Raw genomic sequence first — 25604 nt, 5'->3', positions numbered from 1 at the left:
AAACAGCAAAGCTCTGAATTGCAATAAACATGATCACTGTAGAATCATCATCGTTGCCAAACAAATAAGGATTGAAACCGTCAAAATCCACAGGACACATATGTAAGCAACAGAAATATTTATGAAAGTACGAGGGCATACAGAGCGTATTTTCGTCAGTCGCCGCTTCTTCGCCCATTTGGGAAAGGCGACAGCAGTAAGCAAAGCTACACCGTGTATTAGTGCTACGAAGTGGAACCCTCTAACCAGCACAAGCTCTCCTCTTGTGTAATGCTCAGGGGAGAAAGCATATTGAATAACTCTCTTTGGAGTAAAAAAAGTCAAAACTCCGCCAACCAATATAAACCACACAAATAGCAGACCACCAAATGCAAAGAACAATATAAATGCCCACTCTACAACTTGCATACTTTATTTACCCCAAGGTTACTCACTAAATCAACATCAGAAAAATTAGATTTATACAGATTGAGCACGGCTTTACCCGAATAGTGATTCGCTACTGATGCCCCAGCAGCCAACAATATAGATCCAACCCAGCCGACAGGGGTTGCAAATACTAGTAAAGAGATCGTGGCACCACCAACTAGTCCCATTACTGTACTTGTTGCCGTCTCAACCATGATCTCATTCCTTTTGGCCGTGCTCTTAGCATTGGCTATTTCGTGGCAAGCTACGCCAATACCAACGACAGTCAATACGGAACCGCCTCTAGAAGCAACCTTCGAAAGTTTCTCAAGACGCAACGTATTACTTCTCAGCGCCGCAGTTGCAGGAACACCTCCTTTGCGGGATATTCGCATCGACTCTTGTACTTTCTTCCCTTTAAAAAGAAGCTTTTCAACCGGACCTAAGTTTTTCGCCACCGTATCGAGTACTTTCTTTCGCCTGTAGTCATATTGGCCCCTTGTCAGCGCACCTGATTTATATTTCTTATAAACCTCCTCAATTTCAGCCAGTTTCTTGATATTGCCCCGTGAGCTATCGCCAAGCAGTATCCCCATAGACGCAAGCGTCACCCCAGCGCCCGTACTCGCCGGCCCCCAGGCATCCTCTAACCACGACAGAGCCCAAAACATATCTTGCTGCTTCTGAGGCATCTGCTTCATAGTGCGCTCAAACTGCGCTTTATCTTCATTTGAAATGACCGGGTTTGGCGCGAATTGACTCGCGACGGGAGAGGTGGGGGTGGGTTTGCTATTTAGAGGACGAAGAGAAATCGCTTGGCCAATACTGACTTTGTCAGGGTGTTTAATTTCTGGATTGTCAGTGAGGATTTGATCAAGCGCCTGACGATAGCCATCACTACCATAACGGTATTGGTAGATTTTGAGAATGACCTTGCTTAATGTGTCTCCGGGGCGGATGTTGTCAAAATATCGATAGCGATTAACGCTGTTAAAATACTCACTATTCATGCTGAACATACCATTTCAAAAAGTAAACTTAATATGCAACTTTAAGAGAGCTTTTTTGTAGTTCAATATCAGATTTTGGTTTTGAGAGTGAGTAAAGATTGCTGATGAAATGGAGAGAAATTGACAATAAAATCAGTTCATTATTGTCGATAAAAAAAGCCAGTGATAACACTGGCTGGAGAAACCCCGATATGGACATCAAAACAAATAATAAAAAGCCACTACGTGGTGCAACGTTTGATTAAAGTAACCCCAAAGACAAGGATTCGAGGGGCTGAGGTTACTTGAAATCAAATCAAACTAGTCAATCAAAGTGCGAACGTATTCCGCAATCTCAGTCACTTGGCAATTTGCAAAGAAACACTCTTGGAACTGAGCACTGCCAACAGCTTGCTTAACAAGATCTTGATCAATCGCTTTTAGTGACGCCACAACGTCTTTACAAACAGCAGCTTTAACTTCGCTAAGAATTGCCGCATTGCGTTGCTGAGGTTCTGCACGTTCAATTGGGTACCCTTCACCACGAGCGCCAGTAAATGCCTTTTCGAAAATGTAACGAACGTTCAGCTCACCAGCCCAGCCAAAGCCTTTCGCAAAGGCCAATGAAATCGCATTGCCGTTGTTAATTTGGTTGAAAAGGAATGCATCTGATGGCTCTAAGCAGTAGCCGCAAACAACACCTGGGTGAAGGTTACTTGCCATCAACGCGCCTTGGCCTGTACCACAGCCAGTCACGACAAAGTCTACCGCTTTTGAGTTCAAAAGAATGCTCGCCATGATACCAAGATGAATGTAAGTCAGGTGATGGTCATTTTCATCTGTCATACCGACATTGAAAACATCGTGACCTAAGTTGCCTGCTACAAGGTTTAGTTCAGAAGCAACCATCGCATTTTTCGGCGCTTGGCTGTTTTCCATCATTAGTGCAATTTTCATAACTTATCTCCAGCGACTTTCGCCGCCTATATTCCAAATTTCTTACCAAATAACTGATTCGTTCTCAGTCGCCACGCTCATCTTTTACTGTGACGACTGCGTTTGACTCACTACCATTTTGTCATCGATATTCATTCTATAAATAGTCACCGAATTAGTGACAATCAATGTCGCTTCTAACAACGTCCCGCCAATCGAACCCACAATGATATTATTAATTAACCAACATATCGCCCCTATCAAAAAACCCACTCGCATTGCAATACCTTTCAGCATGAATACACAGTATGTACCGATAGCAGTCCCTAGTATTGGCCAAATGTGAACCGCCCCCTCAGAGAAAGAGAGGCCAAATACCACTGCAGCCACAATGAATGCCCAAGCGACGAGTCTCGATTGAGTATATATCGATGCTAGTGTTCGACTTGCGGACAACGCCGATGCAACCACTGACACCAACGAACCCAGTAAAAAGTAGTGAATCAGATGATTGATGTTGAAAGCCACCATTAAGACTTTCAGTTGCTTGTCGTCCTTTTGGTAAAAGGTCGCCATGCCCAAACCAAAGCTCAGAAAACCGAGTAGTTGACCGACAAACAACAAATCAATCATCGTTCTTTTATTCCTACTAGCGAGCTAGCCAACCACCATCAACGGCGATGGTGTAACCATTAATGTAATCAGACGCTTTCGATGCGAGGAATACACATGGACCCGCGAGATCTTCTGGCGTCCCCCAACGGTCGGCTGGAATGCGCTCCAAGATTTCTGCATTGCGTTTTTCATCAGCACGTAGCGCTGCAGTATTGTTAGTTGCCATATAACCAGGAGCAATCGCATTAACATTGATGCCTTCTTTTGCCCACTCATTAGCCATAAGGCGAGTCACACCCATTACACCACTTTTTGATGCGGTATAAGAAGGAACGCGAATGCCACCTTGGAATGACAACATAGACGCCACGTTAATGATCTTGCCGCCTTCACCTTGGGCAATAAATTGCTTAGCCACGGCTTGAGACATAAAGAACACTGACTTGATGTTAACGTTCATTACGTCATCCCAATCTTGTTCAGAGAACTCAATCGCGTCATTACGACGGATAATACCGGCATTGTTCACCAGGATATCGATACGACCTAGCTCAGTAACTGCACGGTCTACGATGCCGGGGATGTCGTCTAACTTCATCAAGTTAGCGCGAATGTCGATAAACTTACGACCCGTTTCTTCCATAAGAGCGATGGTTTCCGTTGGCTCAACAATGTTAACACCGACAATGTCACAACCTGCTTTTGCTAGCCCTAGTGCCATGCCTTGACCTAGGCCAGTATCACAACCAGTGACGACCGCTACTTTGCCCTCAAGACTAAATGAATCAAGAATCATAATCCGTTCCTTTATTGGTGATGAAGTGGTGAACAAATCGGCATGCTCACTAAGTTGAAACTACATTACACAAAAAACACTGATGTTGGAAGATTTTTTTGAAACAACGTTTCAAAAATCACCATAAATCATCAAAGAGGTGACACCGGTCTCATAATTTTGGTTCTAAAATAATGAAATGGCTTTTCGAAATTGCTGACTGAGCGAGGTATGTCCGCTATAATCATTTGAATTAAAAATTGATTTCAGAGAGTGAAATGGAAAAATCAAATCAACCAGAAGCGGTGTCTTCTGTATTAAAAGTGTTTAACATCCTGTCAGCACTCGCCGAGCAAAAAGAGATTGGAGTGTCAGAGCTGTCTCAGCGATTAATGATGTCTAAGGCAACGACCTATCGTTTCTTGCAGACAATGAAAACACTGGGTTACGTGGAGCAGGAAGGCGAAGCGGACAAGTATGCGTTAACTCTAAAGCTATTCGAAGTCGGAGCAAAAGCCCTAGAGCATGTTGATTTGATCAAACTGGCCAACCGTGAAATGGAGACGGTACACAAAGTGACTCAGGAGACACTTCACCTTGGCGCACTAGAAGAAAATGCCATTATTTATCTGCATAAAATCGACTCCAGCTACCAGCTTCGCATGTATTCTCGCATCGGTAGACGCAATCCACTCTACAGTACTGCCATTGGTAAGGTTCTTATGAGTGACTTGCCTAAAGAAGAAGTCTATGAGTTGCTTAAAGATGTGGAATTTGTCAAACATACCGAAAAAACCCACGCCAGTATTGATGAGCTTTGGGACGAGCTTTGCGTTGTTCGCGAACAATTCTTCGGTGAAGACAATGAAGAGCAAGAGCCAGGGCTGCGATGCATTGCTGTGCCTGTTTATGATCGCTTTGATAAAGCCGTTGCTGCAGTATCGATGTCGTTCCCAGTCATTCGTTTTGATGAAACAAAAAAAGCAGAATATGTCGCGTTACTTCATACCGCTGGTCGCAATATTTCTGAGGCATTAGGCTGCGAGAATTACCCTGTGTAAACCTTCTTCAAGATCCACCTTTACATCAAACAAAGAGCAAATAAGTAAGGAGGCACAAAATCTCCTTACTTGATCCCCACCTAACGAATAAACACGCTCGGTTGCGCTTCGATTTCGCGTTGGATATGGTAAACAATCCAATGTCTTACCAAATAGTTAACCATGAAGTATCCAAAACCATTACAAAAAGGCAGTACCCTCGGTATCACCGCATTCTCATCCGGTATTTCACCAAAGCACAATGCTCGTTTTGAATGCGTCACCAATCACCTAAAGTCGGTTGGCTTTAACATAGTGGTTGGAGACTGCTTATACGACCAAGGAAAACATGTCAGCGGCTCGGCAAAGCAAAGAGCCGAAGAGCTGATGTCGATGCTACTTGATGACAGCATTGATGCGATCTACCCACCTTGGGGCGGAGAGGTTGCGATGGAGCTACTGCCGCTGATTGACTTTGAAAGACTCAAGCAGGCTCGCCCTAAATGGATTCTGGGATTTTCCGATGTCAGCACGATATCGGCTACCTTTGCGTGCAAACTTGGCTGGGCGACAGGGCATTGTTCAAACCTGATGGATCTCGCGCCCAATGCTATCGACCCTCTCACTTCAAGTACGCTTCAACATTTTGCAACGGCAAGTGAAGGCAGTTTCACTCAAGAGGCGCTTAATCACTATGCTAGCCGATGGCCCAACTTTGTGAATGCTCCGGAATCTGGCCTTGAGTTAGACACAAAAACATGTTGGAAATGGCTCACAAGGCCTTCCCACGGAGACACTATTCAAGGACGACTCATCGGCGGATGCTGGGACACGCTCTCACACCTTTTTGGCACTGAGTACCTTGATTTAGAAGCCATGTCCAAACGTCACCTCGAAGGACTCATCCTATATTTGGAGAACGCCGAAATGCCCCCAACCGAGGTGGCTCGTACGATTTTAAGTATGAAATATCGAGGCGTGTTCAATCACATCAATGGACTGCTGATTGGCCGCAGCGCTGCTCCTGCAGGATCGGATGTAAACGGCCTGAGCTATGAAGAGTGTTTAGTGAATTACTTAGCCGACATTAACATTCCAGTAATCATCGACCTCGATATCGGCCATAAGCCCCCAAATCTAACTCTCATTAACGGGGCTATGGCGACTGTATCGTTAAGCCAAGACGACCCAGAGTGGAAAGGTTCGATTACTCAGGCGCTGTTGTAATCAAGACAAAATAACCACATTTAAACCTTTGCACCCGAATTGATTTGATGAGTGGTTATTGAGTCTCGTCGGGTATTCAAGCTCTCCCTATACATTTGTAGCTACAACAAGCCCCTTCAATTGATCCTCAAAAAATACAGCATCACGAGAAGCTATTGCCAAGAGTTATGTTATAACATAGCATTGCAAGCTCAATTTTTTGGACTGAGTTTAATTAGGGAAATATGCAGTACTCTACAACCCCATCTTGGCTGGCAGTGACGATCGCCGGCGTCCTTTCTACGCAAGCTTTGGCAAACGAAAAGCCGGTAGACGAAACCCATGTAGTCACCGCCACCTCATATGAAAAAAAGCTATCAGATGCACCTGCGAGTGTTTCGGTGATTACCGCTGAACAGTTGGAAACCATGCCTTACAACAACCTGTCTGATGCATTGGTAAACACGGTTGGTGTCAATATTGCGGATATTGGTCAAGGTCGAAAAGGTATTGAAATCCGAGGAATGGACACGTCACAAACGCTAATTTTAATTGATGGTCGCCGCACAAGCCGCGCGTCTGACTTAATGGGTCACGCAAATGTAGAGCTGCAAAATATTCCTGTTTCGAACATCGAGCGAATCGAAGTCATTAAAGGTCCTATGTCGGCACTTTATGGTTCGGACGCGTTGGGTGGCGTTGTCAATGTCATTACCAAACCGATTACCAATGAATGGCAGTCCGTTGTTTCAACTCACGGTGGGACTGCGGTTTCAGATGGCGGCAATCGCTTCAATGGCGAAGTTCAAACATCTGGCGCGCTGATTCAAGACAAGTTGTTTATGAAACTCGCAGCGGGTAGCTACTACCGTGGTCTTGTCGAGAACCGCAACGACCCTACTGAGACCGACATCTCAGGCAATCGAAATAAATACATCGATGCACAGTTGAAAAGCATTATCAGTGACCAGCAAGAGCTCGATGTTGACCTTAAAGTGGCTCAACAACAAACTTGGTATGACTACATTATTGGCAGCGGTAATGGCACAGGTGAACTGACACGCAGCACAACCGACTACGACACTCTTGACTACGCCATTACTCACTCGGGCTATTGGAACAAATTTGATACACAGCTTCGTGTTTATGGTTCACGCGTTGAGCAGACAAACAGCAAGACCGTTGGTGATATCAATACTTCCAATACAGTGGATGAGAACATTATTGATGGTCAAAGCCAATTTCATATCGGTCAGCATCAACTGACTGTTGGAGGCCAGTGGCGCCATCAAAGTTTAAAAAGTGCAGATCTGACTTCTGGCAAAGGCTCAATGAGTCAAGGGGCTCTATTCGCTCAGGGTGATTTTGAAGTGACAGAAACGGTTTCCTTCCTTGCCGGAGCGCGTTTTGATGAACACTCCGAGTTTGGTTCGAACTTTTCACCGCGTGCCTACGTTGTTTATACCCCAACTGACAATTGGACGCTGAAAGGCGGTTATGGTGAAGGTTACAAAGCACCGACAATCAAACAATTGTCGCCTGAATACTTGAGCGTTGGAACTGGTCGACCATTTGACATTATTGGTAATGAACACCTCAAGCCAGAAAAAAACAAAAGCTACGAGATTTCGGCAGAATATAACTCAACACGCTGGTCTACCGGTTTGACACTATTTCAGAACAATGTTGAAAACCTCATCGTGACTCAGTGTGTCGATGGCTGCTCGGGCAGACCGATGCCCGGCAAAACCATCTATCAATATATGAATGTTGAAGAAGCAGATATCAAAGGTTTGGAATGGCAGGGACATGTAGACATCACCCGTTCTGTCTATGTCGATGCCAACCTAACACTGCTTGATGCAAAAGATGCTCAAACCGGTGATAAAATAGAGAATAAGCCGGAATCCCAAGCATTCGCTTCACTCAATTGGCAGGCCTCTGAAGCCATCACAACTCAAGTATCAATGAGGCATGTTGGTAAGCAGACTTATGAGTCAAACACACTCCCAGACTACCAAATCTACAACTTGGCCGCGAAATACAGCCGTGGTGATTTCTTAGGTTCGGTTGGTGTTAATAACCTGTTCGATACCTACCTTCAAGATAGTTCAGAGCTGTTCACCTACGCGGTTCAACCAAGAGAAGTGTACTTTAGAGCGGAGTATCGCTTCTAACTATGGCTATCCGATATGCTTTAGCACGGCTGCTCACCGCAGCGTGCTTTTTCACTTTTGCAAGCAGCAGTATCGCCGCCAATGTGGTGCTGCTGCATACTGACTTTGTATCAAGCAATAAAATAAAACTGCTTTCCAGCATCGCACATGACAATGATGTTGAGTTAGTGGCAACCAAAAGCCCCTCAGCCGATGTACTTGCCAACGCTGACTTGATTATCGCTGATGCGCCGCGCACACCCGATAGGATGCGATTGCAGCATGTTATCAATGAGCTACCTAACAACCTACCTTGGGTACTACTCGGCTCCAACACCCAGAATGCAGCGACTGAACTTTCAACAGATTTCGTCAACAAACTCTCCGACTATTGGCAAAACGGCACTCAAGAAAACTACCAGCATCTATTTCAAATGGTGCATGCATGGCGTTCAGGGGACAGCCCTGCTGATTTCCCTGCGGCAGAAAAGGTGCCGTTAAATGGTATCTATCTCAATCATGGGTTTGTAACGACATTAGCTAAGCGCCTCGAGTCAGAACCAAGTGCAGAGCGCCCTATTGTTGGTCTTGTTGTCAGTCGCAACGTGTTCACCGATCAGGAGTTCGACTATCTCGATAGAATCACTCGATTGGCAGATGAAGCAAACGTCACCGCCGTTTTTTACTGGTTTGATGGTCGTAAACAGGGTTTAGACTGGCCTTGGTTAAGATCTAGTGAGTCAAAGCCTGCCGCTTTGGTCAACCTTACTCACCTTCATAACGGCCAAGCCCGCACTGACGAAATATCAAAGCTTGGAGTACCGGTGATTCAAACTCTCCACTATCGCACAGGCGATGCAAGAGACTGGCAAGCAAGCGACGTTGGTGTAGACGCAGGTCTTGCCTCAGTGATGTTGTCGACAACAGAAGCTTGGGGGCTGATAGACCCGATGGTGATATCTGCGGGTAGCGATGGTAAGAAGCAAGTTATCGAGCCGCAATTGACCTTGCTTTTCGATAAAGTGAGCGCTTTGCACAGACTACAAACTCACACCAACCAAGATAAAACCGTGGCACTGATGTATTGGAACGCGCCAGCGGGTGCGGAAAACATTTCCGCTTCAAACCTCAATATTCCAAGCAGTATTCGCAGCATATCCTCAGCGTTACACACCGAGGGCTACCAAACTGAAGTGTTGAGTGAACAGCAAACGATTGATGATGCTAAACTTTTGCTATCGGGCTACTATCAGCCGGATACCACATTAGATCTGCTTGAGCGAGGCTATGCTACCAGCATCTCCCTTGCTAACTACCAAACTTGGTTCAATGCCTTACCTCGCAAACAAAGGCAGTTCATTTTGAAATGGTGGGGAGCACCGGATAAACATCAAGCACTGCGAGAAGTAAACGGCGAGCTCGCTTTCGTTTTTCCTATCAAACAATATGGGCACCTGTACGTATTGCCTCAACCACCGCGCGCTGGCACCGTAGGTCACGCTATCCACAACACGAAAGAGCCGCCAGATCACCTCTACCTCGCCGTCTATTTATGGTTGCAACAGCAACATCAAATGGGGGAAATGGACGCGCTAATCCATTTGGGTACCCATGGCTCACAAGAATGGACACCGGGCAAAGCTCGTGGACTTGCAGCCAGTGACTTCCCATATATGACATTGGGTTCCCTCCCGGTCATCTATCCCTATATTCAAGACAACATTGCTGAGGCACTACAAGCCAAACGACGTGGTCGCGCGACCATTATCAGTCACCAAACTCCGCCTTTTGGCCCTGCGGGTTTATATGGCGACTATGTTGCACTAAATGGGTTGCTAGGTGATTACTTATCCGCACCAGATGGCGCTGTTAAAGACAAACTGCAGCTACAAATTACCGAGCAAATTGACAACTTGAACGTTGCCGCTGATATAGGCCTCACTCGTGACACTATTGACAATCACTTTGATGAAGCCGCCAGTGTTTTAGAGGAACACTTTGAAAGATTGGCAGGCGAGGTCGTACCGCTGGGTTTACACAGTTTTGGCCAAGAGAAGTCACACCAAGATGTCGTTTATACCTTGCTACTCCAGTTAGGCGATGCGTTCATAGAACATTTTGAGCCTTCGGCAGCAGAGTTTTGGCAACAGTTTGATGGTGATTTGACGACGCTCGAGCATTCAAAACCAGCACAGTGGGTATCAGGTGTTGTCAACGGTAACGCCTCTCCTACTCCAGAAATGGAAGAATACGCAGAACTCGTTACGCAGCGTTATCAAAGTTTGGCCAATAATGGCGAAAGCGATGCGCTATTGGCAGCTTTAAGTGGGCACTACATCAAAGCAGGTTCTGGAGGCGATCCCATTCGCAATCCAAACTCCACCAGCGGCACCAATCTATATGGATTTGACCCCGCTAAAGTGCCTAGTTCAGCGGCTTACGCAGCCTCCGAGCAAGAGCTAGAAAAGCTCATTCAAGCACATCGAATGGAAAAAGGTGAAACACCCAAGAAGATCGCGTTTTCACTTTGGGCTGGCGAAACCCAGCGCCACTTTGGCATGTTGGAAGCGCAGATATTAAGAGCCTTAGGGCTAGAGCCTGTGTGGGATAGAGGTGGCAATCTAAAGCAGCTCAAGATCATTCCAACCGAACAGCTTGGTCGTGAGCGTATTGATGTCGTAATTCAAGCAACATCCGTCTATCGTGATCAATTTGATGGTTTCATGCGAAAGCTATCTAATGCGATAGAAAAGATTGCCAAACTCGATGATGACAATGCGATCGCTCAAAATAGTCGGTCTGTGGCCGAGGATCTCATCGCTAAAGGCTACAGCCAACTCGATGCACAGCGACTTGCTGCTGTCCGTATCTTTAGCAACGCACCGGGCGACTATGGCTCCGGCGTTAATCATAAGGCGGTTGAATCACAAACATGGGACAGCGATGATGCGCTCGGCCAGCAGTTTGTGACTCGCTTGCAGTACGCCTATGGTGGTGGCATGTGGGGTGAAAAGCAGACCGATGTGAACCTGTTCGCTTCCCAACTCGAAAATGTCGATACCGCCATCATGACTCGCACCAGCCGCCTACATGGTGTGCTATCAACGGATCATCCATTCGAATATCTGGGCGGATTAGCCAGTGCGGTCCGTACCGTTTCAGGTCAGTCTCCCTCTTTGTACATCAGCGATTTGCGACAGTCAGAGGGAAGAACCGTTGCCGTAAGTCGATTCTTGGCCGAAGAGCTCAATGCACGCTACATGAACCCTACTTGGCTCAAGGCGATGAAAACGGAGGGGTACTCCGGCGCTATCAACATGCTAGACGTGACCAACAATATCTTTGGTTGGCAAGTCACGGCACCTGAAACCGTTAGAGATGACCAATGGGAAACTCTTAGTGAAGTCTTAATTGATGATAAATACCAACTCGAACTGAATGAGTGGTTCGAACAACATCAACCAGCGGCACAAATGCAGATCATCGAAAGAATGCTGGAGGCGGTACGCAAAGGTTATTGGGAGGCCTCTGAAGAAAGGCTTCGCTCTCTTATTGAACGCCACCAAGAGTTGGAGCCGATGGTCGAACATCACAAAGCACATGACGTGACAGAGGCTTACATCAACGATCTCGCGACTGGTTTTGGAATGCTAGGAACAGCAGCGGACGTGAACTCGTCTCCAACTGTATCGGGCAACGTCATGAGTGAAGTCGAAAACGTAAACATGCCTGAACTCGAAGATACTAAGCTGCTGCTTCTAATTTTATTCTCCCTCGCGTGTATCGCCTTTGGTGCACTACGCCAACATCGACAAATGAGAGATTAACCGATGAACCAAATTGAAACCCTTGTTTATCAATTTTCTACTTTATTCATGCAACCCATTATGGTGCTGATACTGCTGATTGTCCTTTACTCTCTCTATAGCCTTGGCCGCTTCCTTATGGAGTTTGTTCAGCGACGTTCAAGCAATTTCAACTCAAGTCTTGTTCGCTATGCACAAAAAACTGAGAACTTTTCAGGCGAACACCTAGAGCTAAGAGTGATCAAAGAACTTGAACCTTTGCGCCTAATCAGTCGATCTGGCCCTATGTTGGGACTCGTGACAACCATGATTGCGATTGGCCCGGCTTTGGTCGCCATGGGGGAAGGCAACATTGAGCGCGTAGCAGAAGAGATGATTGTCGCTTTCTCAGCTTCTATCCTTGCGCTCATCGCTGCCAGTATAACCTTTAGCGTAATGACGGTTCGACGTCGCTGGCTACTTCAAGACATGGTTCGCATTGAGGTAAAAACAGAGCAATGAGATTCCTAGAAAATGAAGAGGCCGACGATCCTATTCTCTCAATCGTCAATATGGTGGATCTTTTTGCCGTCGTCATGGCATTTCTGATGATGCTCAATGTCACCGGGGCTCAGTTACCGGATAACAGCATTCTCGTGGAAAATCCGGGGGAAAAAGACATGCGAATAACAATAAAAGATGGCGAGACGTTAACACGCTACGAGAGCACGGACGAAATCGGCGAAGGAACGGGAACAGTAGCAGGGCAAACTTATAGATTGGATGACGGCCGTCTGGTTTACGTTCCTAAATAGTCAGCACTGGTGACTAACGACAAAGGCGAGCATTCCATCATGAATGCTCGCCTTTAGTTTTTTGTGAACCCTAGCTTATTGGCAACCCAAAGAAATGAAATAAAGAAACAAAAACTACAGCGATAACCTAGGCTGGATATACTCAATAAACGCCGTAATTCGACGCGCGACCGACGACGAACGGTAGTAGACCGCATTGACTTGCTCGCGCCCCGTCGTAGTGAGTTTTTCTGACTCAAGAAGTGGTACCAAACGCCCTTCTTCAATATCTTGTTTGACCATAAAGCCCGACATGCAAGCAATCCCATTACCTGCTATGGCAAGCTGACGTACTGTCTCACCGTTGCTCGACACCATGCTTGGCTGAATCGTAGGGTTACCGGATAGTGGCCATTGGTTGAGTACCTTCGCACCGACAAAGCCGATTAAACTATGAGTGCTTAAATCAGCAGCCGATTTTGGGTAGCCACGCTGTGCAAGGTAATCGGGTGACGCGACGAGATACAACAGGCTCTTTCCTAGCGGTTTAGCATGCAACGTTGAGTCGGTTAACTTACCTATGCGGATCGCAACATCGGTGCGCTTCTCAAGTAAATCAACAAACCCTTCGTTGGAGGTCAGCTCAAGCTCAATATCTGGGTACTCTTTATTAAACTCAGCAATAAGCGGCACCAGTTGATGCAGTACAAATGGGCTTGCGGCATCGACTCTCAATCGCCCTTTTGGCAACTCACCTCTAGCCACAATCTCCTCTTCGGTCTGCTGAAGAATACGCAGTCCTTCACGGACACCCTCGACAAACTGACGACCTTCGTCGGTGAGCTCAATACGGCGAGTGGTACGGTTTAAAAGCGTCACCCCAAGTTGGGTCTCAAGCTTACTCACACTGCGAGACACCTTCGCAACTTGAATGTCGAGCGCCTCTGCGGCAGCGGAAAAACCACCACTATCGACAACAGCGAGTAATATTTCCAGATCATCAGAACGAGTGAGCATATTTATTTCATAAATTGCAAAAGTGATGCCTTAGAGTATATCAATTCGGCAATGATCGGCGAGAAAGATCACGAGCTAAAATAAGCGCCAGTCCGAGAATTTGCAGAAACACTGCGATGTTTTTGTAATACGCCATGTCTTCCTCAACGCTTGCTAGCGTTTCTGAGAGCTCCAAATTGTCTAAATAGAGCCCATCAATCAAATCACGCTGCGTATCTTGCGCGCTATTGATCATAGCCATCAATTCAGGGAGGTGTTTACGATGAATCGGAGGAACTTGAGCGGTCACCCATTGAGATAGCTGCCCTCTCAACATATCCGCAATATCAGTCTCTATATCATCACCATCAAGGTGCAGAAGCAATGCTTCGCGCTTTCGCTCTAGCGTTTCCACTTGATTCCACGCAAGCTGCATCGAATACAGATTTGCGTCTTTACGCTCTTGAATCAGAGCAATATCACTCGACATCTTATCCAGTACTTGGCTTGAAAGCACAATCGCCATCACGTTAAGGATAAGGCCAATAGAAACCATCACCCATGCAGGAGGAAGTAGAGCGCGCGTCATTACAAGAGCCTATCAAAAGGAAGGTAAAGAAGGTTTGAAACAATAAGCCCCGCCATTGCAAAAATAGTGATTTGCATTCCTCTTACCCGACCTTTGAAGCTTTTGTTTAGTATCCCGTGAGCATGCAGACAGCGTCCCACAACAAAGCTTACCCCAATAACATGAATCCAAATCGCAGGCGCGCCGTTGTACTCAACAAAAGCCATGAGAATTAGAGTAATAGGAATATAGTCGACGGCATTCCCTTGTGCGCTTCTCGCAATCTGCAAGGCTTCCACGCCTCCATCGGCATAAGCGACCTGATTCGATCTTCGCTGTTTGATCACCTGGAATGAGAGCCAAATCATCAATGAAGCAAGAAGAGAACCGTACAACGCAGTTATCATCAATAAACCTTATTTTTTATTAAGTTAAGTCTATTGAGTGTAGACAAGAATCTCGCTATCTCCACTGGTAATGCCGACAGCTTTAGATAAGACTCGAATGAAAAAAACGCCGCGAAGCTCAGGAGCAGCGACGTTAAAGACAGGGGATTTACTTGTTGAAATAGAATACTAACTTCGTTCTCTAAGCCGTATTTTGCAAATCCAATGGCTTGAGTAACGCATCCGATTCGGCAAGCCATTGCTCGACAATGCGGTTGAACTCCTCCGGCTGTTCGGCCATCACCCAGTGATGTGTGGACAGTCCCACCACTTTGTTGCCTTCAATGTCGGCCATTTTTCTCTGCCATGGACTTGAATGAAACATACCTACTTTGTCTTTCCCGTAGATAAACAAGAAAGGTACCTGAATATCAAGCGGCTTGGTTCCCAGTTCGCGCTTCATGAACACGCTACTCCAGCGCCAATGATAGGGATAATTCATGCCAGAATGGATGCGAGAGGTGTCGCCCGGCGCGCCGAAGATTGTCGCCATTTTTCGCGTCATCCAATCACCGACTTTTCCGCCTAAGTTCCATGCCAGCATTAACCAGAGCTGGTAGCCCAATAATATTGCTTTGGCTTTCGCCGAAAGCACTAAGTCTTTTGAGCTTGCATCACCGATATCGACACCAACAATACGATTCACCTTTTCAGGGTGGCGCATCGCATATTGGTAGCCAAACACGCAGCCCCAGTCATGAAGCAGCAAGGTCACCGGCTTGCCTTCTGAAATGGACTCTATGATGGTATCGAACAGCGTCAACATAGAGTTTAAGTCATGATACTGACGTGCCTGCCCAAGCTCATAACCCGGCAGCGAGAACCTAACACAGCGATAGCGTGATTTAAGCTGCACCACTTGGTTATCCCACAAGCGATAGGTATCCGGCCAGCCATGAATCATCACTATGGTGTGCTCGCCATCGCCTTCAATATGAACATCAATGTCTTCAATAACCTGTCGTTGTTCCATTGTTACCTCCCACCCCAAGATAGGGGTCAGTTATTGATTATATCTAAAATACAGCGACTTAATGAGACAGCATGGCTTTCTTCAGCGACTTATCCGTCGGTTTATCACCTAGCCAAACCGCTAGCAGCGCTTGGCGAAACGCGTCGTCTTCAACCAATACGCGCAGCTCACCATTTTTGTAGCTATAGATTCCTTGACCCGGAACGCTCATCAAAGTGAACTGATCGCCCTCCGTCACCTCATCAGCAAAGGTCAACTCGACAAACTTTGCAATACTGGCATCGATTGGCGCCGTGTTGCCACCCGTCGCATTGTCAAAACCTTCGTTAAGCGCATCGGCCAATTTTTCTTTGGTGATCATGCTAGAAGTAATGTTAAGACGAATTGCGGATGCCTGTTCACCACTAATCAATGGCGCGGCCTCGGTTGCAGGCAATGAGGTAAACAGTGACCCTACATACAAGTCCATAAAAAACTTACTGCGCACACCAGCACCATTCAAGGAGAGTTCTTGTTGCTGCGTCGTCAGGGTATCGGGCACTTCGATACCACTGATGGTTTTTGCTTGTGCAGTAACAGAGACAGCGGCGAGTAAAGTCATTAATAATGGTAATTTCATGGTTTCTCCTTATGACCCCTAGAATTAGGGGTCATGTATTGTCAATGAGTACTCAAACGTTAGAAGGCGTAGTTGTATTCAAGCCATACTTTGTCCGGAGCATCACTGTCAGAGAAATTATGGTAGTTAAGACGTAGGTTTTGACGGTTGGTGATCTGGTAACCGAGCGTCAATTCGATTTGCTGAGGACTCAGCTCTAAACCGCCCTCAGAAACCGGTTTGTCCCAGCTCTTACCGCCAAATTCATCGGTGTAAGTCCAAGCACCCAACACCCACCAAGAGTCATTGAACTTGTAACGGCCATAGACCTTAACCGAATAGATAGTCGACGCCCAATCAATGCCACTGCTGCTTAGATTGTTGGCGGCGGCCATGGCAGGATCATAGCTTGCAAGTTTACTGGTGTTGTCCTCCATAATGACGCCACCCGCCATCAGTACTGGCCAGATAAACGCATTATCACCAATCGGTAGCGTCGCAACTGCGCCCGCTTGAACCACTGCGGTTTGACCGTAGAAAGGATGATCTTTGACCACCGCATCCACCATGTGTCCAAGTCCGTTGGTGGTATTTACCGAGCCATAGCGGAAACGATAGTTACGGTTGGTGGTCTTATCGTTCATTTGAGGCACGACCATCCCACCGATGGCTTTAGTGCCTGAGAATTTTGGATCGCCACCCTTTTCATCAAACACGTCGTTGAACTCAAGGATGAAACCGGATTTACGGTCAGAGTCGGGCTCCGACAGCATGTACATCGCTTTTAGGTTCATCCCTTCGTTACCGTAGCCTACGCCTAATGCGGTATAGGCTTCGGTTGGGCTCGACATGTCAATTTGTTGCTCAGCCTCCTCGTTAGCAAGGGCAGCACCAGAACAAACAAGGGCGATTGAGGTCATTGGAATTAGGTAAGATTTCATAATTTGGCTCCACTACAATAATGAGTCATATAACTGTTTTTATTACAAATTTATTAGTATTAAGAGAGAACTGACGCCATACGCTGTTCGCGCGTTTTTCTAAAGAACAACCAGGCATAGATGCCGTTTGCCACAAAGCTCGCCAATCCCGCTAATAACATGAGCTCATCGTTGCGCGGCAGCACCACCACGTTGCTTTCGTACATAAATGGACAACTGAAGTAATACATGAAGGAACCCGCCAGCGTGAAGGCGCGCGCCTGCAGCCAAGTACCCTTCTTGATAAACAGTGATGGCAAAGTCGCCGCCACCAGAACCATGGCTTGCGCTGTAGCACTGCCAGGGAAGTTGAGGTAAACAAACACAATGTTCCAGATGTCGTAAGCAATGATCCAGAACGTGGTCATTGCAGGCCACACCATGTCTCTTTGTTTCGATTTGTCTGCTTGGATCTGTGCCCAGCCTGCCAACGTGATGATGGAGAGTAGACCACCGGTCGCATTAAGAATGTTGGCCATGTTGCCCATAGTGAAGTCTTGCAGCACCGCTTCTGAAATATTCAGCGCCAAGAATGCAGCAGCGCCAAAACGTGCCCATTTTTTATCGCCAATAGGGGTAAATCGGATAAGGGTAAACAGCGCAGCGGCACCGACTACCGAGTAAAGCTTGACCCACTTGAACCAGTACGTAACACCGTAGCTGCTGAACAGTGGAATAAGAGCAATCGGTAGCACGAACCAAAGTAGGTAGTTCGCCCATTTCACATGACGGCAAAGCTCATTAAGTGCAATCAAGCCAACTAGGACAAACAACACATGCAGATAAGCACGGGTTTGATACAGTTTATGGAAGTTGCAATGACTGCCATCCTTGGTAAAGCGCATCTGATCGCGATCGGTATACGCAAAAGTCGCGTTATCAAAGTCGGTGATCTCATCGCCAGCATTGCTGCGGATCACAACTTGACCCTCTTCAATGTACCAGTTTTGAACTTCAGTCTTGTTAAAACCACCAGACTGTCTAAGCACTTTGACTTTACCGTCCGCCAGGAACTCAAGGCGATAAAACAGACTGCCCTCGCCAGGGTCGCCATCAAATGTCCCTTGCCAAGTTTCACCAATAAGTTGTTGTTCGTTATAGCCTTGATCGGCAGCAGCAAGCGGAGACATAAACGCCGCGCACAGTGTTACCAACAACGCCAAAATCTGTGTTGTTAATCTTTTCATACCATCACCTGTGTCAGGTTTTGAAGTGGTGGCCTAATGACGTCGTCATCAACTAGGCCACCGGGGGAGAGCCTTTAAGCTATTTGCCTATTTGGCTAGCGCTACTTTGTCGGGTGCTTCGTCATACTCATTGACGCAGTCCGTTTTCAGCGGAGGCTGGTTGTCGCCATACGGTGGTTCTTTCTGCTCGCGCTGCTTTTTGAAGTACCAGATGACAAATGGAATGTGCATCGCAAGGTTGATAGCGCCCCACCAATAAAGCACGCTCTCATTACGCCATGCACTGGAGTCCATGACCGGGGTGAACACATCGTGGATAGCACGCACGAAAATGTGGAACGCTAGCGTGTAAACACGTGCAATGATGTAGAGCTCTGGACGTTTTTTGATGACAGGATAAAGCTCGGCAGCAATCAAAATACAGAAAGAACTCGCGAAGAAGCCGGTGTTTTCGCCATACACAAACGCCAAGTTCCACGTGGTGTATAGGAAGTTCCAAGCCGCTGTAGAATAGAACAGCAAGTCATTCGGCTTGTCTTTAGAGATAAGCCAGTACTGACGCACGCCGTTCTTGTAGCGCGGGAATGGAATGGTGATACATAAAATCACGCCACAAATGAAGTTGAAATAGTTGCCCGTGACCAGATCTTTCATTGTCGCTTCAGCAATGTTGAGAAATAACACGCCGTACAGCACTTTCAATACCCAGTCGCCGCGGAAGAAACGCAATATCGCGTTTGGGTTTTCTCGGTAGTACCAAGCAAGTCGAGCAAGACCGACCACCAAAGCTGTCGGAATAAGTACGCTCACGGTTTTCGCCCAGCGGAACCAGCCATCCAACTGATCAGCCCACAACGGCGCTGTAAATAAAGTTGCGATCCAAATAAAGGCCGTCAACCGGGGAGTCCGGCGCATGCCTTCGATGAGTAGTAACAAAAACACTATGTAAGAAGACATAGATGCCACGTATTGCCAGGTTGGTATGTCCATAATACCTCCACGTTAAATTATTGGTTTTAATCAAAATTCAGCTAACACACACGAAATGTTCTTTTTATTTTTCAGAATCTTATAATAGAGCAAATACTCTATGTTTGAGTAATTACTCTAATTTTATTTTACTCAACGTGTTGGGATCCTTTTCACGTTTTCAAAATTGGAAGATAAGATTGGTGGCGATTTTTTAAACTAATCACACATTTTAGGTATGGTTTTTAGAATCCTATGAGGGCGATCACAGAATGTGCGAGGTGGGTACTTTGGGAGCATAAGATCAAAAAAACGAGCACTAAGCTCGCTTTAAAAATTAAAGTCCAATTTCTATTGCAGCTGCTCTACATACTGCTGAGCAACCATAATCTTCATTGATTAAACTATGTGTATTGGCTAATGATACCCTGCAAATCTTCTACTGAGTAAGCAACATGGTCAGGCTTGGTATCCCATAGTTTTGGTTCACTGCGGCTGTATGCCGCTGCCACAGAAATAACCCTAGCGCCATCACCAATAGCTTCTTGTATGTTGCGAGCAAACCTTGTATCCGCCTCATGGTCACCAATATACATAACAAATGGGTTATCCAAATGACCCAAGATCGACTCGATGCATTTAATACCGCCAAATTGATGAGGCTTTTGTTTGCCATTTGATACATCGTCGTATCCGACAATCGCCTTAAATGGGGCATCAATACCATTATTAATCAGCATGCGACGAATATTGTTCTGTGAGTTCTGAGAGCAAATACCATGCGGCAGCGCTGAAAACGCTTCGACGATATTTTTAATACCTTTAAACAGAGTCACTCCTGTTTCATTTTTTTCCTGATGCTCTGCCCACATACTGCCAGCTAAGATCATTTCGTCGTGAGTCAGTCCATAGTAATCGACATACAATTCCTGCCAATTTTTTGCCCCATGATTGGCTTCATGGTAAGCCTCTTCATCACGTAGGTATTTTGGCAAGCTGTCCCCAGTTAGATGTGGAGCGACAATAGTGAGAATGTTCTTGGTAATATCAATATTTTTAGGCACTGAGTTCACAAGAGTCCCATCGTAGTCCCATAGTATTGCATCTAATTTCATTATTGTTCTTTGATCTCTTCTGCTTGGATTAAATAAAAGTTGGCTCTAAATAATCTTTGTTTTATTTGCGGTCGCTAGTAAACATCGTTTTTATGCTCTCTCGTAACCACGAAATCTTAGTATTATGAGCATTGCGTTTATGCCAAATCATGGTAAACGGAATGGCTAACTTCTCTTGATACGTTTTTGATACTGGTATTGGTAGGCACACCAAATCTTGATGTACCCTTGAGGTGTAACGCTGGCAGTATTGTGGGGCAATGGTGATCATGTTGTGGCCAGGTTGAGCTGCCATGAACAGAGATTGCTCAAAATTCGACATCGTAAGGTTGATCTTTCTTTGCTTTCCTAGTTCGCTCAATATCTCATCCAAAGCCCAAGTTTCACTTTTTTCCCATACAGTATTTATCTGGGCATAAGACAGGAAAGCGTCAAAGTCCCACTCATTTTGCAAAGCCGGGTGATCTTTATGCAGATACACCACTGGCAAATCATAAAATAGCACTTCAAAGTCAATGAAGTATGGCAATAGATCCAGTAACTCTTTAGAGCGAGGATGGCTCTCACGCCCAGTAAGGCCAACATCAGCATCGCCTCGAATAATTGCCTCTAAAGAATCGTAATCCCAATTGCTGGTTTTTACCTTCGCTTCTAGATATCGGCTCTGTATTTTGGGAAGCAGCTCATTGAGCACCGTTAAGAACAACGGTGACTCTGCCATAATATGAAACTCAAGCCCTTGTGGTGCATCACCACCACGCTTGTTCAGTATCTGCACACTGACCTGAAACCACTCATTAAGATCCTGTTCCATGCTTTGAACAATAGGCGTAGCAACTAGCCCCTGAGGGCTTTTGACAAACAATGGATCGTCAAACCAATCCCTTAGTTTGTTAAGAGATTTACTGACGGTAGAGGGAGTCACATTAAGTATTTTTGCCGCCTTAGAGACACTTCTTTCCTGTAAAAGCAGTTGCAATGTGGTCAATAAATTCAGATCAAGACGAGTATTGGACTTCTTCATGCGTATCACTTTGTGTCGGTTTAGGAGCAAATGAAATTAACATTGAGCAAAGTATACTACTCATCGTCAAAATAATGACCAAAATGTACTGAGCGCTGATATTACATGTTCCCATCAGCCAGATGTAAAACGCAGAAATACTGACTTGGCTCACTCCCACAATGGAGCTGGCGACGCCTGAGCGACGTGAATAAGGGCTGAGCGCTTGATTCATTGTCGCACCATACCCCATAGCAAAAGCGACACATATCAACCCAAAACAAAGCAATGACCACTCGTAGCCCAGGTTTAGCACCTTCACAAGGCTCAACATGATAGCGACAAGCGCAAAAATTCCCTGAGTCGCCAACATTAAGGTATTTTCCTTGACGTGTTTCAAAGCAAACGGTGCCAAAAAGGAAGCTATCATGCTGATGAGAGAAGTGACAGCAATAACGGATGAGTAACCTTCACGATCAAATCCTAATTGCCCCATAATCAGTATTGGAGAGACATTTACATAAGTTAGCAGAACCGTACTACTCAAAGAAGCTATCGTGACGCGGCTAATAAAATGATAATTGCAAAACGTCTCCTGAAGCAATCCGGTCTGCGGTAGTGGTGAGTAGTTATCAGGCAATTCATTGGGTTTGGTTTCCCTTAGAATCACAACGGATAGCAAGAATACAATCCCCCCCATACCGGCCATGACACTAAAGAGGTTTTTCCAAGGCGAGCTCAACATGATCAAGTGGCCAATCACAGGAGCGATGACAGGGACAATACATATAATACCGTTGATCACTGAAAGCGCCTTAGCTCTGCGCTTGTCGTCCAACGTATCCCTTAACACTGCAAATGCGACCACATAACATGCACCTGCGCCGACTCCTTGAGTGAACCTAGCGACCAAAAATTGAGTCACCTGCTGTGCTTCGCCACCTAACCAAGAGGCCGCTACAAAAATAATTGACCCGATGACGGCAACCGGTTTTCTGCCAATGGAATCCGCAAGCTTTCCCGCCAACAGCATGGTGGCTGCCATTCCTCCTAAATATACCGAGAAAGCAATATGCAGTTGTGACTCAGTGGCATTAAGATCCGCAGCTATTTGTGGCAAACCAACCAAGTAGAGATCGATGGCTGTTGGATAAAGCAAGACTAGGAAAAAACTGCAAACGATAAATCTGAACATGAGAACCTCACAAATTGGTTCTCAGAATACTAATGGCTCGACAGACCACTAGCGAGTGAGAAATAGGACAACAGTAATGTCCGCTGACGACATTACTCCTCATTGTGCGCACTAACAAACAAAAGATAGTGTTTTAGCTAGCACAAGCCTATTGCTTGCGATTGCTACCTAAAACTCACTTTGCAATACCTGTAGTTATTGACTGTTCTCTAAGTTTAGCGAAATCACTGGCACGGAAATGTCCAGAACAAAGCTTACTGGAGATGTAATACGAATTTACCCCAAAGTCTTTTAGGCCACAGAACCAAAATGCCCACGAGATCTGGTATCCCGTGAGCATTAAAATTATTACTTATCTATTAAGAGCATTACTCGTAATCAGAAGCGTAAGTGTCTTCGTAAGAGTGAGAGTAGAACTCAAATAAATTACCAAACGGGTCTTCTAGGTAAACCATTTGTGCTTGTTTAGAATCATCTTCTGGGTGGTAACGGTGAATATCCATGCGCACTTTACCGCCAAACTCTTCTACACGTTTGATTGCTGATTCAAACTGTTCTTTTGGAAGCTGTAGACAGAAGTGGAAGATACCTAGGCGAGAGAAGTCAACATTATGACGCTCTTCGCGGTCAACCATTTCGAACAGTTCCACACCAATACCATCACTTGTCACTAGGTGAGCAATGTTGAAACCTTTAAAGCCTTCACCAAACACGGCAATACACATACGACCAATTGCAGATTCGCGCTCTTCGATAACTTTAGTGTTGTTCATAACAACGCGAAGACCAAGCGCTTTAGTGTAGAACTCTACCGCTTTGTCCATATCGCCAACCATGATGCCTACATGATTCATTTTCATAACTTTCTCCAAAAACTGATTTGATTAATTGTTTCGTGTTTCGTTTCGATGTGGAGAAGTATAGAGATGAAGAGATAAAACTTAAAATTATCGATAGTTATAAAAACGATAACATAAAATTATAATTAAACTTAGTAGTGATGTGTGCTGACGAAGCTAAGTTAGTTCAGTTTAACCCGCTACGACTGGAGTGGTTTATTAGTCCCATACTCTAAAATAGGTGGCAAAGTATCAACAGTAAATGAGGTGTTCAATGACAAAACGACATCGACATACATTTCCTTCTAAGTTCTAAGTAGATGCCGAAAGCTTGGTTCCGGAGCATATCTAAGGTGGCACGCTCTTTAGACATAGGTGGAACAACCTTACTCCGTTTGGTCGATCAACAAAAAGTTGAGCGTGGCGGAGAAACACCAAATGCTAAAACTCTGAAGTCAGAGCAGCGGAGGAGCCAAGAGATGGAAGCTAAGATTAATTGCTGAGAAAGAGTAAAATCCATATTAAAAAAGCTACCGCTCTTTTATGTATCGGACGAACTCGAACATTCTCGCTATCTGAAAGCTTCAAAATTGGACGGTTCAAAGTACGAAAGCCTATGAAAGAAATTGAGCTGAGCTGATAAGCAAACAGCTAGGCTTGCATCGTTATAAGCAGTCTAAGTCGGAACGAGCACATATCCCAATGGGTTAAAGCGTGAGCTCCCTGATTCAGCGTTGTTCTACAAGACCGCTGAGAGGAACTAATGTTTACCAAAGACTACTGCATTGTGGCGGAATCTCAGTAAACGAGCTAATGCCAAATCAACCGTCCCACACGCGTATCAAGATTCAAAATCATTTTGCATTTCTTTTTGTGAAACATCTCACGGTGCATTTTTATTTCATTTGACCATAAAAAGTGTTGTAATAGCGCAATAGTTACTACAACGGTGTGGATGCATATGAAAAAGGTTACCATCTCTGATTTATCTGATATGACGGGAATATCTCGCAGCACTATTTCAAGAGTACTAAACAACAATAGTAAAGTAGACCCAAAAGTAAAGAAGCTTGTTGAGGAAGCTGTGATTAGCTCAGGTTACAAAAAAAAGCCTGCGAAAATTCAGTTAACTACCACTATAAAACATGTAAGCATCGTATCTAGCGTTCCTGTTGAATCAGTTGACCAATTTTACTCCAATATCGTCGAAAAATTTCAGATGAAGTTTAATCAGATGAATATAGAGTCAAAGCTCATTCTACTCAATGAAGACAAAAGGCTAAATAGAAAGAAGCTAGAAAATTCGGAAGCCGTTATACTACTCGGACCAAACCTAGTTGCTATCGCCCATGAATTAGCAGATGAGGGAATCCCTGTAGTGTTGGTCAATAGTTATGACCATAGTATGCGTATATCCAGTATTTCAATCGATCACGAACTCGGTGGAGAACTAGCTGCATCATATTTGCACTCTCAGGGTCATAAAAATGTAGCGATGATTACCGCGCAGATTCATGACTCAATAAAAGATAGAACCAATGCTTTTATCAAGAGAACTCAAGCTTTGGGCGTTGATGAGATGAAAATAATTGACATCTTAGAATGTTGTGAAAACCTTAAAAATGAAGAGTTACTTCAGCGAATTAAAAAAGGAGTTGCAGGCTCTGACTTTGGGGCGAGTCACATTTTACCAAGCATCTTGAGTTCTGGAACATTAGATAACATTACCGGAATTTTTTGCCTCTGTGATAGAACTGCGATAGCACTGATAGAAGAACTAACGAAGCAGAACAAGCGTGTCCCTGAGGATATTTCGGTTGTGGGATTTGACAATTTATCTATCAGCTCTATGATTTCGCCTGCACTAGATTCCATTGGCTACGAAATTTCAAGTATCGTGGAGTCAACGGTTTCTCGTCTGTTTCACGAAATAGAGCATAAAAATGATTCTTGTCAAAGAGTTATGCTAGGCGTTAAGATGTTCAAACGTGAAACAGTAAAGAGCTTAGACTGAATACAATAACAATTCCA

The 25604-nt window shown here is 45.3% G+C and carries 23 protein-coding genes; 7 read left to right on the top strand and 16 right to left on the bottom strand.

Annotated features, from left to right (window positions below; all coding sequences use genetic code 11):
* Positions 1-395: 395 nt before the first annotated feature.
* The 4 genes from ACVA6Q_RS01565 to kduD all read right to left on the bottom strand — a co-directional run bounded on the left by ACVA6Q_RS01565 (position 396) and on the right by kduD (position 3744).
* Positions 396-1418, bottom strand: coding sequence for a LysM peptidoglycan-binding domain-containing protein (locus ACVA6Q_RS01565; RefSeq protein WP_446646254.1), 1023 nt, complete (start codon positions 1416-1418; stop codon positions 396-398).
* A 300-nt stretch (positions 1419-1718) separates the two neighbouring features.
* The gene (locus ACVA6Q_RS01560) at positions 1719-2354 is read right to left on the bottom strand and encodes an RpiB/LacA/LacB family sugar-phosphate isomerase (RefSeq protein ID WP_446646253.1); all 636 of its coding nucleotides are present in this window, start codon (positions 2352-2354) and stop codon (positions 1719-1721) included.
* Positions 2355-2438: 84 nt separating this feature from the next.
* Positions 2439-2966: a YgjV family protein gene (locus ACVA6Q_RS01555; RefSeq protein WP_446646252.1), complete on the bottom strand. Its 528-nt coding sequence runs from the start codon at positions 2964-2966 to the stop codon at positions 2439-2441.
* A gap of 16 nt (positions 2967-2982) precedes the next feature.
* Positions 2983-3744 carry a 2-dehydro-3-deoxy-D-gluconate 5-dehydrogenase KduD gene (kduD, locus tag ACVA6Q_RS01550; RefSeq protein ID WP_446646251.1) on the bottom strand — a complete coding sequence of 254 codons (762 nt, stop codon included), beginning with the start codon at positions 3742-3744 and terminating at the stop codon, positions 2983-2985.
* A gap of 257 nt (positions 3745-4001) precedes the next feature.
* Here kduD and kdgR point away from each other — a divergent pair, with 257 nt between their 5' ends.
* The 6 genes from kdgR to ACVA6Q_RS01520 all read left to right on the top strand — a co-directional run bounded on the left by kdgR (position 4002) and on the right by ACVA6Q_RS01520 (position 12725).
* On the top strand, positions 4002-4784 hold the full coding sequence (kdgR, locus tag ACVA6Q_RS01545) for a DNA-binding transcriptional regulator KdgR (RefSeq protein ID WP_446646250.1): 783 nt from the start codon (positions 4002-4004) through the stop codon (positions 4782-4784).
* A gap of 162 nt (positions 4785-4946) precedes the next feature.
* Complete coding sequence (locus ACVA6Q_RS01540; protein WP_446646249.1) at positions 4947-5990, top strand: S66 family peptidase; 1044 nt, start codon at positions 4947-4949, stop codon at positions 5988-5990.
* A gap of 224 nt (positions 5991-6214) precedes the next feature.
* A complete protein-coding gene (locus ACVA6Q_RS01535; RefSeq protein ID WP_446646248.1) occupies positions 6215-8146 on the top strand; it encodes a TonB-dependent receptor plug domain-containing protein in 1932 nt (643 codons plus the stop codon).
* Positions 8147-8148: 2 nt separating this feature from the next.
* Positions 8149-11952: a cobaltochelatase subunit CobN gene (gene cobN, locus ACVA6Q_RS01530; RefSeq protein ID WP_446646247.1), complete on the top strand. Its 3804-nt coding sequence runs from the start codon at positions 8149-8151 to the stop codon at positions 11950-11952.
* Positions 11953-11955: 3 nt separating this feature from the next.
* Entirely contained in the window at positions 11956-12432 is a 477-nt protein-coding gene (locus tag ACVA6Q_RS01525; protein ID WP_446646246.1) for a MotA/TolQ/ExbB proton channel family protein, read from the top strand.
* Positions 12429-12725, top strand: a complete 297-nt coding sequence (locus ACVA6Q_RS01520) for a DUF2149 domain-containing protein (protein ID WP_042474758.1) — start codon at positions 12429-12431, stop codon at positions 12723-12725. The genes ACVA6Q_RS01525 and ACVA6Q_RS01520 overlap by 4 nt, the downstream gene beginning before the upstream one ends.
* Positions 12726-12839: 114 nt before the next feature.
* On the opposite strand, the gene ACVA6Q_RS01515 is transcribed toward ACVA6Q_RS01520, so the two are convergent.
* From ACVA6Q_RS01515 to ACVA6Q_RS01460, 12 genes are all read right to left on the bottom strand, one after another.
* Positions 12840-13721, bottom strand: a complete 882-nt coding sequence (locus ACVA6Q_RS01515; protein ID WP_446646245.1) for a LysR family transcriptional regulator — start codon at positions 13719-13721, stop codon at positions 12840-12842.
* Between the two features lie 40 nt (positions 13722-13761).
* Positions 13762-14289, bottom strand: a complete 528-nt coding sequence (locus ACVA6Q_RS01510; RefSeq protein ID WP_446646244.1) for a DNA mismatch repair protein — start codon at positions 14287-14289, stop codon at positions 13762-13764.
* Positions 14289-14675: an MAPEG family protein gene (locus ACVA6Q_RS01505; protein ID WP_446646243.1), complete on the bottom strand. Its 387-nt coding sequence runs from the start codon at positions 14673-14675 to the stop codon at positions 14289-14291. Before ACVA6Q_RS01505 ends, ACVA6Q_RS01510 begins: the two co-directional genes overlap by 1 nt.
* A 181-nt stretch (positions 14676-14856) precedes the next feature.
* Positions 14857-15687 (bottom strand): alpha/beta fold hydrolase, encoded by an 831-nt coding sequence (locus ACVA6Q_RS01500; RefSeq protein WP_446646242.1) that lies wholly within the window; start codon positions 15685-15687, stop codon positions 14857-14859.
* Positions 15688-15745: 58 nt separating this feature from the next.
* The gene (locus ACVA6Q_RS01495; protein WP_446646241.1) at positions 15746-16306 is read right to left on the bottom strand and encodes a chalcone isomerase family protein; all 561 of its coding nucleotides are present in this window, start codon (positions 16304-16306) and stop codon (positions 15746-15748) included.
* 59 nt (positions 16307-16365) lie between these two features.
* Complete coding sequence (locus tag ACVA6Q_RS01490; protein ID WP_112459897.1) at positions 16366-17226, bottom strand: hypothetical protein; 861 nt, start codon at positions 17224-17226, stop codon at positions 16366-16368.
* A gap of 59 nt (positions 17227-17285) precedes the next feature.
* On the bottom strand, positions 17286-18452 hold the full coding sequence (locus tag ACVA6Q_RS01485) for a DUF5692 family protein (protein ID WP_446646240.1): 1167 nt from the start codon (positions 18450-18452) through the stop codon (positions 17286-17288).
* Between the two features lie 87 nt (positions 18453-18539).
* Positions 18540-19442: a hypothetical protein gene (locus ACVA6Q_RS01480; protein WP_446646239.1), complete on the bottom strand. Its 903-nt coding sequence runs from the start codon at positions 19440-19442 to the stop codon at positions 18540-18542.
* 383 nt (positions 19443-19825) lie between these two features.
* A complete protein-coding gene (locus tag ACVA6Q_RS01475) occupies positions 19826-20536 on the bottom strand; it encodes an HAD family hydrolase (protein WP_446646238.1) in 711 nt (236 codons plus the stop codon).
* Positions 20537-20597: 61 nt separating this feature from the next.
* Entirely contained in the window at positions 20598-21560 is a 963-nt protein-coding gene (gene yidZ / locus ACVA6Q_RS01470; RefSeq protein ID WP_446646237.1) for an HTH-type transcriptional regulator YidZ, read from the bottom strand.
* Positions 21535-22734, bottom strand: coding sequence for an MdtL family multidrug efflux MFS transporter (locus ACVA6Q_RS01465; protein WP_446646236.1), 1200 nt, complete (start codon positions 22732-22734; stop codon positions 21535-21537). The genes yidZ and ACVA6Q_RS01465 overlap by 26 nt, the downstream gene beginning before the upstream one ends.
* A gap of 368 nt (positions 22735-23102) precedes the next feature.
* The gene (locus ACVA6Q_RS01460; RefSeq protein WP_446646235.1) at positions 23103-23594 is read right to left on the bottom strand and encodes a VOC family protein; all 492 of its coding nucleotides are present in this window, start codon (positions 23592-23594) and stop codon (positions 23103-23105) included.
* Between the two features lie 940 nt (positions 23595-24534).
* Here ACVA6Q_RS01460 and ACVA6Q_RS01455 point away from each other — a divergent pair.
* Positions 24535-25587 carry a LacI family DNA-binding transcriptional regulator gene (locus tag ACVA6Q_RS01455; RefSeq protein ID WP_446646234.1) on the top strand — a complete coding sequence of 351 codons (1053 nt, stop codon included), beginning with the start codon at positions 24535-24537 and terminating at the stop codon, positions 25585-25587.
* The last annotated feature ends 17 nt before the right edge of the window (positions 25588-25604 follow it).

The organism is Vibrio sp. DNB22_10_4 (genome assembly GCF_052879755.1).
This window is presented reverse-complemented; position numbering and strand designations above follow the sequence as displayed.

Bases quoted from the DNA above. Each gene is read 5' to 3' on its own strand.
- ACVA6Q_RS01480 (WP_446646239.1), bottom strand. From the start codon at position 19,442: ATGGACATACCAACCTGGCAATACGTGGCATCTATGTCTTCTTACATA.
- ACVA6Q_RS01520 (WP_042474758.1), top strand. From the start codon at position 12,429: ATGAGATTCCTAGAAAATGAAGAGGCCGACGATCCTATTCTCTCAATC.
- ACVA6Q_RS01510 (WP_446646244.1), bottom strand. From the start codon at position 14,289: ATGACGCGCGCTCTACTTCCTCCTGCATGGGTGATGGTTTCTATTGGC.
- ACVA6Q_RS01555 (WP_446646252.1), bottom strand. From the start codon at position 2,966: ATGATTGATTTGTTGTTTGTCGGTCAACTACTCGGTTTTCTGAGCTTT.
- kdgR (WP_446646250.1), top strand. From the start codon at position 4,002: ATGGAAAAATCAAATCAACCAGAAGCGGTGTCTTCTGTATTAAAAGTG.
- ACVA6Q_RS01540 (WP_446646249.1), top strand. From the start codon at position 4,947: ATGAAGTATCCAAAACCATTACAAAAAGGCAGTACCCTCGGTATCACC.
- ACVA6Q_RS01495 (WP_446646241.1), bottom strand. From the start codon at position 16,306: ATGAAATTACCATTATTAATGACTTTACTCGCCGCTGTCTCTGTTACT.
- ACVA6Q_RS01475 (WP_446646238.1), bottom strand. From the start codon at position 20,536: ATGAAATTAGATGCAATACTATGGGACTACGATGGGACTCTTGTGAAC.
- cobN (WP_446646247.1), top strand. From the start codon at position 8,149: ATGGCTATCCGATATGCTTTAGCACGGCTGCTCACCGCAGCGTGCTTT.
- ACVA6Q_RS01465 (WP_446646236.1), bottom strand. From the start codon at position 22,734: ATGTTCAGATTTATCGTTTGCAGTTTTTTCCTAGTCTTGCTTTATCCA.
- ACVA6Q_RS01500 (WP_446646242.1), bottom strand. From the start codon at position 15,687: ATGGAACAACGACAGGTTATTGAAGACATTGATGTTCATATTGAAGGC.
- yidZ (WP_446646237.1), bottom strand. From the start codon at position 21,560: ATGAAGAAGTCCAATACTCGTCTTGATCTGAATTTATTGACCACATTG.
- ACVA6Q_RS01505 (WP_446646243.1), bottom strand. From the start codon at position 14,675: ATGATAACTGCGTTGTACGGTTCTCTTCTTGCTTCATTGATGATTTGG.
- ACVA6Q_RS01525 (WP_446646246.1), top strand. From the start codon at position 11,956: ATGAACCAAATTGAAACCCTTGTTTATCAATTTTCTACTTTATTCATG.
- ACVA6Q_RS01515 (WP_446646245.1), bottom strand. From the start codon at position 13,721: ATGCTCACTCGTTCTGATGATCTGGAAATATTACTCGCTGTTGTCGAT.
- ACVA6Q_RS01535 (WP_446646248.1), top strand. From the start codon at position 6,215: ATGCAGTACTCTACAACCCCATCTTGGCTGGCAGTGACGATCGCCGGC.
- ACVA6Q_RS01490 (WP_112459897.1), bottom strand. From the start codon at position 17,226: ATGAAATCTTACCTAATTCCAATGACCTCAATCGCCCTTGTTTGTTCT.
- ACVA6Q_RS01565 (WP_446646254.1), bottom strand. From the start codon at position 1,418: ATGAATAGTGAGTATTTTAACAGCGTTAATCGCTATCGATATTTTGAC.
- ACVA6Q_RS01460 (WP_446646235.1), bottom strand. From the start codon at position 23,594: ATGAAAATGAATCATGTAGGCATCATGGTTGGCGATATGGACAAAGCG.
- ACVA6Q_RS01560 (WP_446646253.1), bottom strand. From the start codon at position 2,354: ATGAAAATTGCACTAATGATGGAAAACAGCCAAGCGCCGAAAAATGCG.
- ACVA6Q_RS01455 (WP_446646234.1), top strand. From the start codon at position 24,535: ATGAAAAAGGTTACCATCTCTGATTTATCTGATATGACGGGAATATCT.
- kduD (WP_446646251.1), bottom strand. From the start codon at position 3,744: ATGATTCTTGATTCATTTAGTCTTGAGGGCAAAGTAGCGGTCGTCACT.
- ACVA6Q_RS01485 (WP_446646240.1), bottom strand. From the start codon at position 18,452: ATGAAAAGATTAACAACACAGATTTTGGCGTTGTTGGTAACACTGTGC.